The following is a 13,861-nucleotide window of genomic DNA, read 5'->3' as shown; positions in this document are numbered from 1 at the left end:
CTCGGGGAATGTCTTCAGCTACTGCCGTACACAGCGCGCTTCGGTCACCTGCCGATGCCGTGCTTTACGTAGCCCAGGCATCCTTGAGGTTCGCCGATGAAACTCGATCTTTTCCGCACCCTGTGGGGTTACACCGCCAGCAAGGCCCAGGCACTCGACGAGTTGCTGGAGGCCGGCTTCGACGGCATGGAAGCCCGCCTGCCCCTGGACGCCCGCGAGCGCGCCGAATTCGCCACCTTCCTGAGCGCCAATCAGGTCGGCTACATCAGCACTGTGTTTACCGCCTACGACGTATTGCCGGAGCAAAAGGCCCTCCCCGCCGAACACCTGCAGGACCTCGACCGCAAACTTGCCTGGGCCGCCGAACTGAGGCCGCGCTTCGTCAATGTGCTGGCCGGCAACGACCGCTGGCCCCTGGCCCAGCAAGTGGAGTTCTTCGGCCAGGCCCTGGAGCTGGCCCGCAAGCACGGCCAGTTCTGCAGCTTCGAAACCCATCGTTCGCGCTCGTTGTTCAACCCTTGGCTGACCCTGGAATTGATTCGCCAAGTGCCGGACCTGCGCTTCACCAGTGACATCAGCCATTGGGTCGTCACCTGCGAGCGCCTGCTGGACGATCCCTGCGACGACCTCAGCGCCTTTGTCGAACGGGTCCACCATATCCAGGCCCGGGTCGGTTATGACCAGGGCCCGCAAGTGCCCCACCCCGGCGCCCCGGAATACGCCCGGGAACTGGCCTTCCACCAACAGCACTGGGAAGCCATCTGGCGCTCGCAGCAGGCCCGCGGCTACCAGGTCAGCACCCTGACCCCGGAATTCGGCGCCGACGGCTACCTGCATCACCTGCCCTTCACCAATGTGCCGGTGGCCGATCTCTGGTCGCTGAACCTGTGGATGGCCCGCACCGAGCGCGAACACTTCCAACGCTTCAGCCACTCCATCCGTCCCTGAGGTTCTTGCGTCATGCCCGAGAAGATCGATACCCCCCAGGCCAAGGCCAATTTCAACAGCATCCCGGTGGTGAACATCGCCGGCCTGTTCAGCGTCGAGCTGGAGCACCGCTTGGCGGTGGCCGAGCAACTGGGCAAGGCCGCCAGTGAAGTGGGTTTCCTGTACATCACCCAGCACGGCATCGCCCCGTCACTGATCGCCGACCTGCGTCAGGCGGCCAGGGACTATTTCGCCCAGCCCCTGGCCAGCAAGATGCAGCACTACATCGGCACCTCGAAGACCCACAAGGGCTTTGTCCCTGAAGGCGAGGAGGTGTATTCCAAGGGCAAGCCGGACCACAAGGAAGCCTTCGACATCGGCTTCGAAGTGCCGGCCGACGATCCCCTGGTGCTGGCCAACACCCCGCTGCTGGGGCCCAACGAATGGCCGACGCTGCCGGGTTTCAAGGAGGCAGCGCAAGCCTACTACGCGGCGGTGTTCGCCCTCGGTCGGCGGCTGTTTGGCGGCTTTGCCCTGGCCCTGGGCCTGGCGGAGGACTACTTCGACCCGCTGGTGACCCGCCCGCCTTCCAAGCTGCGGCTGATCCACTACCCCTTCGACGGCGCTGCCCAGGATGCCCCGGGGATCGGCGCCCACACTGACTACGAGTGCTTCACCATTCTCCTGGCCGACAAGCCCGGCCTGGAGGTGATGAACAGCCTCGGCCAGTGGATCGATGCCCCACCGGTGGCGGACGCTTTTGTGGTGAACATCGGCGACATGCTCGAAGTGATGACCGCCGGGGCCTTTGTCGCCACCGCCCACCGCGTGCGCAGCGTCAGCGAGGAGCGTTACGCCTTCCCGTTGTTCTACGCCTGTGACTTTCACACCCAGATCAAGCCACTGCCGCAGTTCGCCAACGGCACCGATGAGTACGAGCAAATCGCCATTGGCGAGCACATGTACGGCCAGGCCTTGCAGACCTACCAGTACCTGCGCAAGCGCGTGGAAAACGGCGAGATCCAGCTACCGGAAAAAGCCCGCAAGCCGTCCAGCTTCGGGCACCTGAAACACCAAACCCAACCGTCCTGATTGCCTTGCCCAACCCACCCTGGAGTGCCGCCTGATGCTCAACAAAAACAACCTTGTGCGCCTGACCCTGATCACCCTCGGCCTGTGCGCCGCCCATACCGCCCTGGCCGCCACCGCGACCCCGGGCCAGTTGAAGATCGGCATGGAGATCACCTACCCGCCGTTCGAGTCTTACGACAGCGAGAAGAACGTGGTGGGCTCCGACCCGGAACTGGCCCATGCCCTGGCCAAGCACCTGCAAGCCAAGGCCGAGTTCGTCGACACCAAGTTCCCCAGCCTGATCCTCGGCCTCAACGCCGGACGCTACGACGCCATCATTTCCGGCATGTACATCACCCCGGAACGGCAGACCCAGGCCCTGACCATCGCCTACGCAAAAACCGGGGCGGCGATCATGGCCCCCAAGGACAGCGGCCTGAACCCGCAAACCCCTGAAGAACTGTGCGGCCTGAAAGTCGGCCTGGAACAGGGCACCACCTGGGTTGGCCAACTGCAGAAACTGTCCAGCGACTACTGCGTGCCCAACAACAAGGGCGCCATCAGCGTCAGCGAATACCCGTCGGCGCCGGAAGTGACCCAGGCCCTGCTGTCGAAAAACATTCAGGCCCAGGTGGAAATCGCCGGCGCGGCAAAAATGATCGCCGAGCGCACCAACGGCCGCGTGGTGGTCACCACTGCCCACCCGATCTACCAGCAAACCCTGGGCATCTTCGTCAAGAAGGGCAACGACGCCACCTACAAGGCATTGCAGGAAGCCTTTGCCGCCAGCCAGAAGAATGGCGAGTACGCGGCGATCCTCAGCAAGTACAACCTGGAACCCGTGACCGAGTGAGTGCTTTCGGGCGCACGGAGGCGCCCTGTGTTTGATCCGCGATCGAGGGCTGCACGCCCGTTTTGAAGCCTGCGATCCGACGCGGCTGAGGTGTTTTTATGCAATTCGACTGGTCCTACTTTTTCTCCCTGTTCTCGCTGCCGAGCTTCTGGCAGGCCTGCGTCACCGTGGTCCAGCTCAGCGCCCTGGCCTGGTTTATCGGCATGCTGCTGGGCTTTGTCCTGGCCTCGGCCAAACTCTCCAGCGCCGCCTGGATCAGGACGCCGGCGGCGATCTACATCTGGTTCTTCCGCAGCATCCCGCTGCTGGTGCTGGTGGTGTTCGTCTACAACCTGCCCCAGCTATTTCCGGTGACCGGCTCGGTGCTGTCCAACCCCTTCTATTCCGGCCTGTTCGCCCTGGTGGTGACCGAGGCCGCGTACATGGCGGAAATTCACCGCGGCGGCCTGATCTCGGTGGCCAAGGGGCAGAAGGAAGCGGGCCGCGCCCTGGGCATCGGCCTCCTGGGCCTGCAACGCCTGATCGTGATTCCCCAGGCGTTTCGCATCTCCCTGCCGACCCTGATCAACGAGTACATCACCGTGGTCAAGCTGACCTCGCTGATCTCGGTGATCTCCCTCACCGAACTGCTTACGGTGGGCCAACGCCTGTATGCGCAGAACTTTCTGGTGATGGAAACCCTGGCCGCCGTGGCGGTGTACTACGTGCTGATCGTCAGCCTGTTCGGCTGGCTGCTGCAACGCCTGGAGCAGCACCTGGACCTCAATCTGCGCAAGCCGCAAACCCTGGACGAGAGCACTGTGGCGCGGTTCCAGCAACAGACCCGGCAACAGGCCAGCCGCGTCGAGGCGCACCCCGGCGCCGGCAGCGGCCCTGCAACTGCGTAACCTGCACAAGTGCTATGGCGATCATCAGGTGCTCAAGGGCATCGACCTGAGCGTCAACAGTGGCCAGGTGATTTCCATCATCGGCCCCTCGGGGTCCGGCAAGACCTCGCTGATCCGCACCATCAACGGCCTGGAGCGCATCGATCAGGGCGAGATCGTGCTGTTCGGCAACAGCTTCATCAGCGCCGGTGACAACCTCAACAGCGCTCAGGTGCGCGACGGCGTGCGCCAGATCGGCATGGTGTTCCAGAACTTCAACCTGTTCCCCCATCGCAGCATTCTCGACAACGTCACCCTGGCGCCGCGCTACCACGGCACCAAGCGCTCGCTGAGCGAACAACACGCCTATGGGCTGCTGGACAAGGTCGGCTTGCTGGCCCACGCCCACAAGTACCCGCACCAATTGTCGGGCGGCCAGCAGCAACGGGTGGCCATCGCCCGAGCCCTGGCCATGGAACCGGCGATCATGCTGTTCGACGAGCCCACCTCAGCCCTGGACCCGGAGCTGGTGGGGGATGTGCTGAATGTGATTCGCGACCTGGCCCGGGAAGGCATGACCCTGCTGATCGTCACCCACGAGATGGACTTCGCGATGTCGATTTCCGACCGGGTGATCTTCATGGAAAACGGCCATGTCCAACTCGACGCCAGCCCCCGGGCCATCCGCGAAGACGCGGACGGCGAACGGGTGCGGCGCTTTATGGGGCTGCAAGCGCCGGCCCAGGCCTCCCAGGCGGCGGTGCTCTAGGCCGGCCTCAGCCGAGTTCCAGCATCAGCCCGCTGAGGCGCTTGACCTTGCGCCGCACGGCCTCTTCAAAGACCCCGGCGCGGGGCTCGATCAGGCTGAACCAATCCTTGGCCCGAGTGATGCCGGTGTAGATCAGCTCCTTGGTCAGCACCGGGTTCAAGGCGTCCGGCAGGATCAACGCGGTGTGGGTGAACTCCGAACCCTGGGATTTGTGCACGGTCATGGCGTACACGGTTTCCACATCGTTGAGCCGGCTCGGCAGCACAAAACGCACGCCGCCCTGGCCGTCGTTACGCGGGAAAGCCACGCGCAGTACCCGACGTCCGGGTTCGGCACCCTCCTGCTCGGGCAGGCGCAGGGCGATGCCGATGTCGCCGTTCATCAGGCCCAGGCCGTAGTCGTTGCGGGTCATCAGCACCGGGCGCCCTTCGTACCATTGCTGGTCGCTGTCGATCAGCCGCGCCTTGAACAGCGCCTGGGTCACTCGCTGGTTCAAACCCTCCACGCCCCAAGGGCCTTTGCGCACCGCACAGAGCAACTGGAACTGGTCGAATGCCTGCAATACCTTGCGCGCCCATTGGGTCCAGCGCGGGTCTTCAAGGCTGGCCTCGCTTGGCGGGCGCTCCGTGCGCAGCAAGCTCAAGTAATGCCGGTAACCTTGCGGCCCATCGCCATGCCCCTCCAGCAGCAGGCGCTCAAGGGCGCGGTCCTGCTCACCCTTGAGGCTCAGGCAATAGAGGTCGGCGTGGCTGCGGGCAGCCAGCAGGCGACGGGCCTCCTCCGCCTGCTGCTGGTTGACCCAACGGGCCAGTTGGCCAATGCCGCTGCCTTCGCCAAAACGTCGGGAATGGCGCAGCATCACCACCTGTTGGGCCAAGGGGTGACTGTGCTCGCGGTCTTCCTGCAAGCCACTGCCGGCCAGGTCTTCGCCACTCAGGGCTTCCAGCCATTGCCGCGTCTCGGGGCTGTACCAGCCGCCTTCGGCATCCCGGCACAAATCGCCCAGCACCGCACCGGCCTCCACCGAGGCCAACTGGTCCTTGTCCCCCAAGAGCACCAGGCGCGCATGCAACGGCAGCGCGTCCAGCAGGTTGGCCATCATTTCCAGGTCGATCATCGAGGCTTCGTCCACCACCAGCACATCCAGGGGCAGGCGATTGCCGGCGTGGTGGCGGAAGTGCCGGGTGCCCGGGCGATTGCCCAGCAAGCGGTGCACGGTGGTCACGTCGCTGGGGATTTTCTCTCGCACCTCATCCGCCACCGCCAGGGAGCGCACCTGCAGGCTGATGGACTCGGTGAGCCGCGCCGCCGCCTTGCCGGTGGGGGCCGCCAGACGGATACGCAAGGGTTTGCGCTGCTCCACCGCCGGCGCCTGGAGCAAGGCCAACAGGCGCACCACGGTGGTGGTTTTACCGGTGCCAGGGCCGCCGGTGATGATGCTGAAGGCGCCCCGGGTGGCCAGGGCGCAGGCGAGCTTCTGCCAGTCGATGGGCCCGGAAGGCTTGGCCGCACCGAACAGTTCGGTGAGGCGGCGCGACAGGTCATCGGGGGTGGCTTCCTGCTGGGCCAGGCGTTGGCGCAGGGCATTGTCGATGCGCCGCTCGTAGGCCCAATAGCGGCGCAGGTACAGCCGCTTGCCGGACAACACCAACGGCCGCTGCCCGGCCTCTTCGCTGTGATCGGCGGCCAGCGCCACCAAGCGGCTGGCGGCCAGGGTCTTGCACCAATGGGCACCGTCCAGGGCCACCAGGACTTGCGAAGGCAGGAGGATCACACCGCTCTGGGAGTCACCTTCAGGCGGCAGGGACAGGGCGAAATCCGGTTCTTTGAGGGTCTCGAACAGGTCCAGGCAAACATGGCCGTGGCCCAACTGATGACTGGTCAACGCGGCCGCCATCAGCACCAGGGAGTCGCCGCGGGGATCCAGCTCGTAGAGGAAGCCGACAAAAGCCTTGTCCAGGGCGCGCAACCAGCCGCGTTCGACCCACAGGTCCAACAGTTGCAGCAGGTCTTCGGCCCGGGTCAGTGGCGCCAGAGTGGACGGCGCCAAATCGTCCGTGGGCGCAAACAGGTCTTCGGTCATAACAACACTCCCTGTTCCCAGGCGGGCTCGGCTTTGGGCAGGTCCGGCTTGCCCTGGAACAGGCGATCCAGGCGCTCGATCAGGTCTCGGGAAGGCCGGGCGAAGAACACGCCCTGGCTAGGGGCACAGGTGCCCCGCAGGAACAGGTACAGGGCGCCCCCTATGTGCCGGTCGTAATCATAGTCCGCCAGGCGCGCCTTGAGTTGGCGATGCAAGGCCAGCAGGTAGAGCACGTATTGCAGGTCGTAACGGTTGTCGAGGATCGATTGTTCCATGGCCTGCTCGGTGTAGGCGGCGTCGTCCACGCCCAGCCAGTTGGATTTGTAGTCGGCCACGTAATAGCGCCCCTGGTGCTCGAAGGTCAGGTCGATAAACCCCTTGAACATGCCATTGAGCAACACCGGCTCGGCAGTCACCCGAGGCACGCCGTGGTGGGTGTGCTGGCGCACCAGCTCATCGAGCTTGAGCACATCGACCTTGTGGCTGGCGAACCAGAACTCCATCTCCACCCGATACTGCGTCAACCCGGACAACACCACTGGCGCCTGCCCGGCACCGAGGGCCAACGGGGTCTGCAACAGCGGTTGCAGCCAAGCGCTCAGGGTGCCGATCCAGCCTTCCCAGCCACGTCGGTTGCAACGCCGGGCGATGGCGTCTTCGATGGCCTCAGGCGTAGCGCTGAAGCCTTCTTCTCCGGCCCACTCCAACAGCCCATGGAGAAAGGTCCCCGGGTTCGGGCCCCGGGGGAAGCGGTGGATATCGCCGCCGCTGGCCAACACTTCTCGCGGCGCATCCGGGTCCAGGCGTTCGTCATCGAAGAGTTTTTGCGCCTGGGGGTTTTCCGGGGCTTCGCTGCCGGCACCCAGGCTGTCGCTGATGCGCAGGGCGCTGTAAGACGCGATCCACCAGTTCTCCGCCGCCCGTCGTTGAGGGATCAGCGGGGCCAGCAAGGTCGCCTTGTTGCGTGGGGGCTGGAAGCGGGTGTCGCCAGCCAGGGGCAGCGGCTCGACGCTGAGGGCAGCACAATCCTGTTGCAGGTCCCGCAACCAACTGCGCAACCCGGCGGACTCGCCCAGTGATGCACCGCCGCCCAGTAGGTAACCCAGGGCTGAGCGATGCAACACGGAGCTGTTGTGGTTGCCGCGCTTGAGATCACTGACGCCCAGCCAGCAGGCATGCTGGGCCCGGGTCAGGGCCACATAGAGCAGGCGCAGGTCTTCGGCCAGGCGCTCATCGTCAGCCTGGGCGATCAATTCGGGGGTGGGCCGCAAGGTCACTTGGGCCTTGCCGCTGCTATCGTGGTAATGCAAGGGCAGCCGGCTACCGTCTACGGGTTTGGCCGAACAGATGAAAGGCAGGAACACCAGTGGGTATTCCAGGCCCTTGGACTTGTGGATGGTCACCACCTTGACCAGTTGCTCGTCACTTTCCAGGCGCAGGATCTGCTCTTCACCGGCTTGCCCGGACAAGGCCAGGTGCTCGCTCAGGTGACGGATCAGGGCTTGCTCGCCGTCCAGTTCGGCGGCAGCCTGCTGCAGCAATTCGCACAGGTGCAAGAGGTTGGTCAGGACCCGCTCGCCATCGCTGCGCTGCACCAGGGCCTGGGGCAACTGGAAGTCATGCAGCAAGCGCCGCAGCATCGGCAGCACACCCTGGCTGCGCCAGATTCCGCGATAACCGCGGAACTGCATGACCCGCGCTTCCCAGGCCAGTTCGTCCTGGTTCAGGCGCTCCAGTTCCGTCAGCGACAGGTTCAGGGTCAACGACGCCAGGGCCGCCCGCAGCGGGCGCTCCACATCCGGCTCGGCACAGGCCTTGAGCCAGACCAACAGGTCCCGGGCTTCCTGGGCGGCGAACACCGAATCCTTGTCCGACAGATAGACGCTGCGCACCCCGCGCGCCGCCAGTTCGCCACGCACCGCCTGAGCCTCTTTGCCGTCGCGTACGAGGATGGCGATGTCCGCCGGCAACAAGCCCCTGAGGGGCTGATCGTCACGTACAAAACCGCTGCGCTGCTGTTGGCCGCCATTGAGCAACTCGACAATTTCACTGGCGCAGGCCGCCGCCAATTGCTGGCGATACTGGGCCCCCGACAAGGGCTGCTCGGTTTCCAGGTGCCAGATGTTCAGGGCCGGCAGCGTCAGGCCGTCAACCTGCAAGTGCTCCTTGCGCCCTTGGGACGCCACCGGCAGGAACGGCACCGGGTTGTCACCGGCCTCACGAAACAGAAAGGCACCTCGGCCCTGCTCCCGAGCCTCGGCGCGCTGGAACACATGGTTCACTGCACTGACCATGGCGTGGCTGGAACGGAAGTTGGTGCCCAGGGTGTGCAGGCGGCCGCTGGTGGCCTGGCGCGCCCGCAGGTAGGTGTAGATGTCGGCGCCACGGAAGGCGTAGATCGCCTGCTTGGGGTCGCCGATCAGAAACAGGCCGGTGTCCGGGTTGTTGTCTTCGATGCGGTAGATGCTTTCGAAGATCCGGTACTGCACCGGGTCGGTGTCCTGGAACTCGTCGATCAGGGCCACCGGGAACTGATCGCGAATCAGCTCCGCCAGGCGCTCGCCGGACTCCGCCTGCAAGGCCGCGTCGAGGCGCAGCAGCATGTCGTCGAAGCCCATCTCGGCGCGCCGGCGCTTCTCTTCCTCAAAACGTGCACCGACCCACTGAGCGGCATGTTGCAACACCGCCGCATCGGGGCTCGGCAGCGCGTCGAGGGCGGCCTTGAGGCCGGGCATGGCGTCGATGCCGGGGTGGCTTGGGGCTTGGCCTTTCCAGGCCTCGCTCATGCCGTCAGGGGTCAAGCGGCTGAAGCCGGTGCCGATGTCCAGTTGCTCGGCGGACTCGTCCTCGGCCCAGGCGCTGATCTTCTCGAACCAGGGCTCGAAGTAACGGGCCTGCATCTTGCGACCGTCCACGGTTTTGCTGGCTACGCCTTGCAGGCAGATATCCCGCAACTCTCCGGCCCATTGCCGCCAAGGCGCCTTGATTGCCACCAGGGCTTCGCGACGCTCTTGCAGGCTGGCCTCGATAAGCTCGCTGGGTGTCAGGCTTTGCGCCTCGCGCCGCTCGCCACCGAACAAGGCCCGGACCCGCGGCAACAACGCTGCAGGTCCGCCCCAATTGGCCCGCACCCAGTTCAGCGCATCGCCTTGCATCGGGTAGCAGAACAGCCGCCAGTAATCGCGCAGCACTTCGCCCAGCAGGTCGCTGTGGTCGGTTTCCAGGGTCTGGGTGAACAGGCTGCCGCTGTCGAAGGCGTGCTCACGAAGCATGCGCTGGCACCAACTGTGGATGGTCGAAACCGCGGCCTCGTCCATCCATTGGGCGGCGATATCCAGGCGGTTGGCACAGGCGGCCCATTGCTCGGGGCTGAACTGCTGCCGCAGCTCGGCGATCAGGCTGTCGGGCGCCTCCAGCTCATCGCGAAAGAATCTTGCGGCTTCGGCCAGGCGCGTACGAATTCGTTCGCGCAGCTCCTTGGTGGCGGCATCGGTAAAGGTCACCACCAAAATCTGTGGGGGCAGCAACTCCCGCGTAAAGCCTGCCGCTTCGCCGCCATGGCCAAGCACCAGGCGCAGGTACAGGGCCGAGATGGTGAAGGTCTTGCCGGTGCCGGCACTGGCCTCGATCAGTTGGCTGCCACGCAGTGGGAACGCCAGGGCCAGGGGCCGTTGTGGGGCGGTCATGATCCGGCCTCCTCGCTGAGCGCCGAGCGCCAAGGTGCTTGTAGCAGCGGACGGTAAAGGGTTTCGGCCCAACCACCGAAGGTTTCATCGGCAATCAAGGCGTTGTAATCGGCATATTGTCGCGCCAGGGCTGGGCTTTCCCGACGCTCGCCGTCGCTGGTCACGCCATCGCCTTCATAGGCTTTGCGTGCGGCGGCCTCGGCTTTGTCCGGATCGCTCTGGGCCAGCCAGGCAAAAGCGGTTTTCACAGCCACCGGCAATGGCCGGCACATACCGGCTTGCCAAGCCAGCAACAACTCGCCGAGGCAGTCCAGGGCCGCCTGGCGCTCAAGGGGGGCCAGCAGCAGGCTGTCGTCACTGGCCACCAGGGCGGTGGTCAACGAATAACCGCTGGCGCAGGCGGCCAGGTGCTCGACCCAGGCCCGGGTCAGGCGGTGCCATTTGCGGCTTTTGATCGAACCGATGCTGTTGGGAATGGCGGTGATCGACAACAGCCCGCCGTCGCTGCGCTGATGCAGGCCACTCAACCAACCTTCCAGCAACACACCGCCCAGTTCGAGGCTGATGGGTGAGGCGCTGGTCAGGGGCGTGGGCCACAGGCTCAACAGCTGTTGATAACGTTGCAACAGGTCAGGCAGTGGCTCGATCAACTCCCGTTGCAGGCATTCGCCAAAACCGGCCATGGGCAGCAGACCGCTGGCTTGCAGGCGTTGTGCTTGGGCTTGCAGGGCGTGCTCGGGGTCACCGCTGTTCAGTGCGGCCTCCAGCAAACTGTCGCTGAGGCTATAGCGTTGCAGGGCGTCGAGGACAAAAGGCTCCTCATCGGCCAGGGGCGCTTCCAGGGCCTCGAAAAACACTTTCAGACGCTGACTGAAGAAATGCCGCACAGGGTTGCGTAAGAAATCCTGCAACTGGGCCAGGCTCAAGGGCTCTTCCTGGAGGTAAGGCGGCAACAGTTCCACCGCACCCTGTTCGGGTTGATCCTGATGCAGCAACTGCCATTCCCGGGCGTAGCTGAAGAGCGTGTCGCCGTCGTGGAAGTAGCGGGCACTGAAGGGTTGCAGCGGGTGCTCCTGGGTCAAGGCTTCAAGCAGCGAATGCTCCGGGTCGCCCAGGGCCCAGCCGCTGGCCAAATGGTCGCGTAGCTGGCCAATCAATACCGACGCAGGGCGTTCGCTGTTGTCGCGGATGCTACGACCGACCCAACTGACGTAAAGCTGATCTCGCGCAGACAACAGCGCCTCCAGCAAGAGGTAGCGGTCGTCTTCACGCCGGGAGCGGTCACCGGGTCGGTAGTCGCTGCCCATCAGGTCGAAATCCAGGGGCGGTTGGGCGCGGGGGTAATCGCCGTCGTTCATGCCCAACAGGCAGACCAGCTTGAAGGGAATGGCACGCATCGGCATCAGGGTGCAGAAGTTCACCGCGCCGGCCAGGAAGCGTTGCGACAAGCGCCCTTGGTCAAGGCCGGCGAGCCAGGCTTCGCGGACCACGGTCAGTGGTAGCGCATCCTGCAGGCCGACGGATTCGCAGGTCTCCAGCCAGGTTTCTCGCAGGTCTTCCAGTTGGCCAAGCAGGTAGTCGTCGTGCTCGGTGCTGGCCAGGAAGAACAACTGCATCAGGCGCTGCAGGCGCGCACCCCATTCAACCGGTTTGGCGGGCTGGGTGAGTTGCTGATAGGCGATCTGCAAGGCGTCGAGCAGGGCCACCAACGGGCCGATCAAAGCCGCGTCCAGGCCCCCGATTTCGTCGTAGGGCTCAATCCCTTCGCAGGCGTCGGAGCGGCCCACGGCGTATCCCAGGAGCATGCGCCGCAGGCCGAAACGCCAGCTGTTCTGCTCCAGCTCCTCAGGCAAACCGAGGGCTGCACGCTGTGGCGCGTCCATGCCCCAGCGAATGCCCGCACCTTCGATCCAGCGGTGCAGGGTCGGCAGGTCGGCCTCTTCCACACCGAAGCGGGCGCGCAAGGCGGGGACGTCCAGCAGATCGAGAATCTCACTGACCGGGAAGCGGCTGTCGGGGAGCTTGAGCAAGTGCTCCACGGCGATCAGCAAGGGGTCGCGGCCGCGTTGGCCCTGGTCGGTGAGGGTGAAGGGGATGAAGCGTCGGTCATCACGTTCCAGCTGGCCGAATACGGCGCGGATGTGTGGCGCGTAACTGTCGATGTCGGGGACCATGACGATCACGTCTCGAGGACGCAGATCAGGGTCGGCACTGAAGCGAGCCAGCAACTGATCGTGGAGGATTTCCACTTCGCGCTGGGCACTGTGGGCAATGTGAAAACGGATCGACTGATCGTCTTGCGGATCGACGGCGGGCCAGTGTTCCCGGGTCTCATTCAAGGGGCGCAGTTCGAGGATGTCATCCTGCAGTTGGTTGAGTAGGCTGTGCGGCTGGGTGTCGCTGAACAGGTCGATGCGACCGTCACGGAAGGCCGAACGATAGCTGTTGGGATCGTCGTAGCTGTCCAACAGATTGATGTAGTCACGACCCTGTTTGCCCCAGGCAGCCAGCAGCGGATGGGCGTGTTGGTGTAAGGTTTGCGGGTCCAGCGCCATAGGCATGCCTGCCTTACGCGCTTGGCGTTTGTATTGGTGCCGCAGCAGGTCTTTATCGGCGACGATGTCTGCCCAATGGTGACGACAAGGGTTGTGCACGCAGAGCAGGACTTGGCTAAAACGGGCCAGACCAGCCAGGGCTTCCAAGGCTTGGGCGGGCAACGAAGAAATCCCGAAAACGATCACTCGCGAGGGTAATTCCTTGGGCGCCACTTCAAGGCTGTTGATCCGCTCGATAAAACGCTGGTGCACCCCGGCGCGGCTTTGCGCCATGCCTTCCTCCCCCACATCCAGCAGCAGGGCACGCCAGAGTTCAGCTTGCCAGGCATTGGCCGGGGTCAGGGGCTTGGCCTCTCCACGCACGTTGCGCAGCTGATGCCGGCCAGCGGCCCAGTCTTCCAGCCAGTCGGCGCGGTAGACCTGATATTGGTCGAACAGATCCGCCAGGCGCTCGGCCAGTTGGTAGCGTTTGCGTAGGTCGGTGTCGTGGGTCAGGAAGCGCTGTAACGGCTCGAAGTGCGGCTTGTTGATAAGTTCAGGGAGCAAGCGCATCAGGCGCCAAGTCAGCGGGGCTTTATCCAGCAGGGACTTGGGCGGAATTTCATCTCGTCCCAAGACCATGCGATAGAGCTGCCACATAAAGCTGCCGGGCAATTGCACGTCGATCGCGGCGGCGATACCGCAACCGCCCATATCGTCATCTTCAGGGTCTTCGGCCAAAGCCAGTTTCAGCCACTGGGCGATGCCGTTGCTCTGCACCAGGGCGATTTCATTTTCCAAGGGCGCCAGGGGATAACGCCGCATCCAGCTGACCACCAGCTGCGCAGCTCATCCAGGCGATTACCGTGAACCACCATGAAACCGGCGTTGAGGGACGTGGTGTCCGGCATAAAGGCTTCCTTGGAAAATGCAAAAAGCTAGGGGCGAACCTTAGCACTGTGGCTGGGTGCTGGCAGCGTGAAGCAGTAACGCGAGGGTTGCATCAACGGATAAAAGTTTTTTCTCGGCGCACAAACAAAAACCCCAACTGCTTTTCGCAATTGGGGTTTCG

Annotated in this window: 5 protein-coding genes and 2 pseudogenes; 4 read left to right on the top strand and 3 right to left on the bottom strand. The window is 64.3% G+C overall.

Annotation, left to right across the window (positions count from 1 at the left end; all coding sequences use genetic code 11):
- The first annotated feature begins 96 nt into the window (after positions 1 to 96).
- The 4 genes and pseudogenes from M1B34_RS16190 to M1B34_RS16175 all read left to right on the top strand — a co-directional run bounded on the left by M1B34_RS16190 (position 97) and on the right by M1B34_RS16175 (position 4,486).
- Entirely contained in the window at positions 97 to 948 is an 852-nt protein-coding gene (locus tag M1B34_RS16190; RefSeq protein ID WP_268263161.1) for a sugar phosphate isomerase/epimerase family protein, read from the top strand.
- 12 nt (positions 949 to 960) lie between these two features.
- Positions 961 to 2,019, top strand: coding sequence for an isopenicillin N synthase family dioxygenase (locus M1B34_RS16185; protein ID WP_123337490.1), 1,059 nt, complete (start codon positions 961 to 963; stop codon positions 2,017 to 2,019).
- 34 nt (positions 2,020 to 2,053) lie between these two features.
- A complete protein-coding gene (locus M1B34_RS16180) occupies positions 2,054 to 2,851 on the top strand; it encodes an ABC transporter substrate-binding protein (RefSeq protein ID WP_268265628.1) in 798 nt (265 codons plus the stop codon).
- 98 nt (positions 2,852 to 2,949) lie between these two features.
- A pseudogene (locus tag M1B34_RS16175) lies at positions 2,950 to 4,486 on the top strand (amino acid ABC transporter permease/ATP-binding protein).
- Positions 4,487 to 4,493: 7 nt separating this feature from the next.
- Here the strand turns inward: M1B34_RS16175 and recD are convergent.
- The 3 genes and pseudogenes from recD to recC form a co-directional block, all read right to left on the bottom strand.
- A complete protein-coding gene (gene recD / locus M1B34_RS16170; protein WP_123337494.1) occupies positions 4,494 to 6,569 on the bottom strand; it encodes an exodeoxyribonuclease V subunit alpha in 2,076 nt (691 codons plus the stop codon).
- Complete coding sequence (recB, locus tag M1B34_RS16165; RefSeq protein WP_268265627.1) at positions 6,566 to 10,255, bottom strand: exodeoxyribonuclease V subunit beta; 3,690 nt, start codon at positions 10,253 to 10,255, stop codon at positions 6,566 to 6,568. Before recB ends, recD begins: the two co-directional genes overlap by 4 nt.
- Positions 10,252 to 13,700, bottom strand: a pseudogene (gene recC / locus M1B34_RS16160) (exodeoxyribonuclease V subunit gamma). The gene recB and the pseudogene recC overlap by 4 nt, the downstream one beginning before the upstream one ends.
- Positions 13,701 to 13,861: the final 161 nt, after the last annotated feature.

Origin of the sequence: Pseudomonas morbosilactucae (assembly GCF_023241715.1) — a bacterium.
GTDB classification, from domain to species: Bacteria; Pseudomonadota; Gammaproteobacteria; order Pseudomonadales; family Pseudomonadaceae; genus Aquipseudomonas; species Aquipseudomonas morbosilactucae.
Note: the sequence above shows the minus strand (reverse complement) of the source record. Positions and strands in the feature narration are given on the sequence as shown.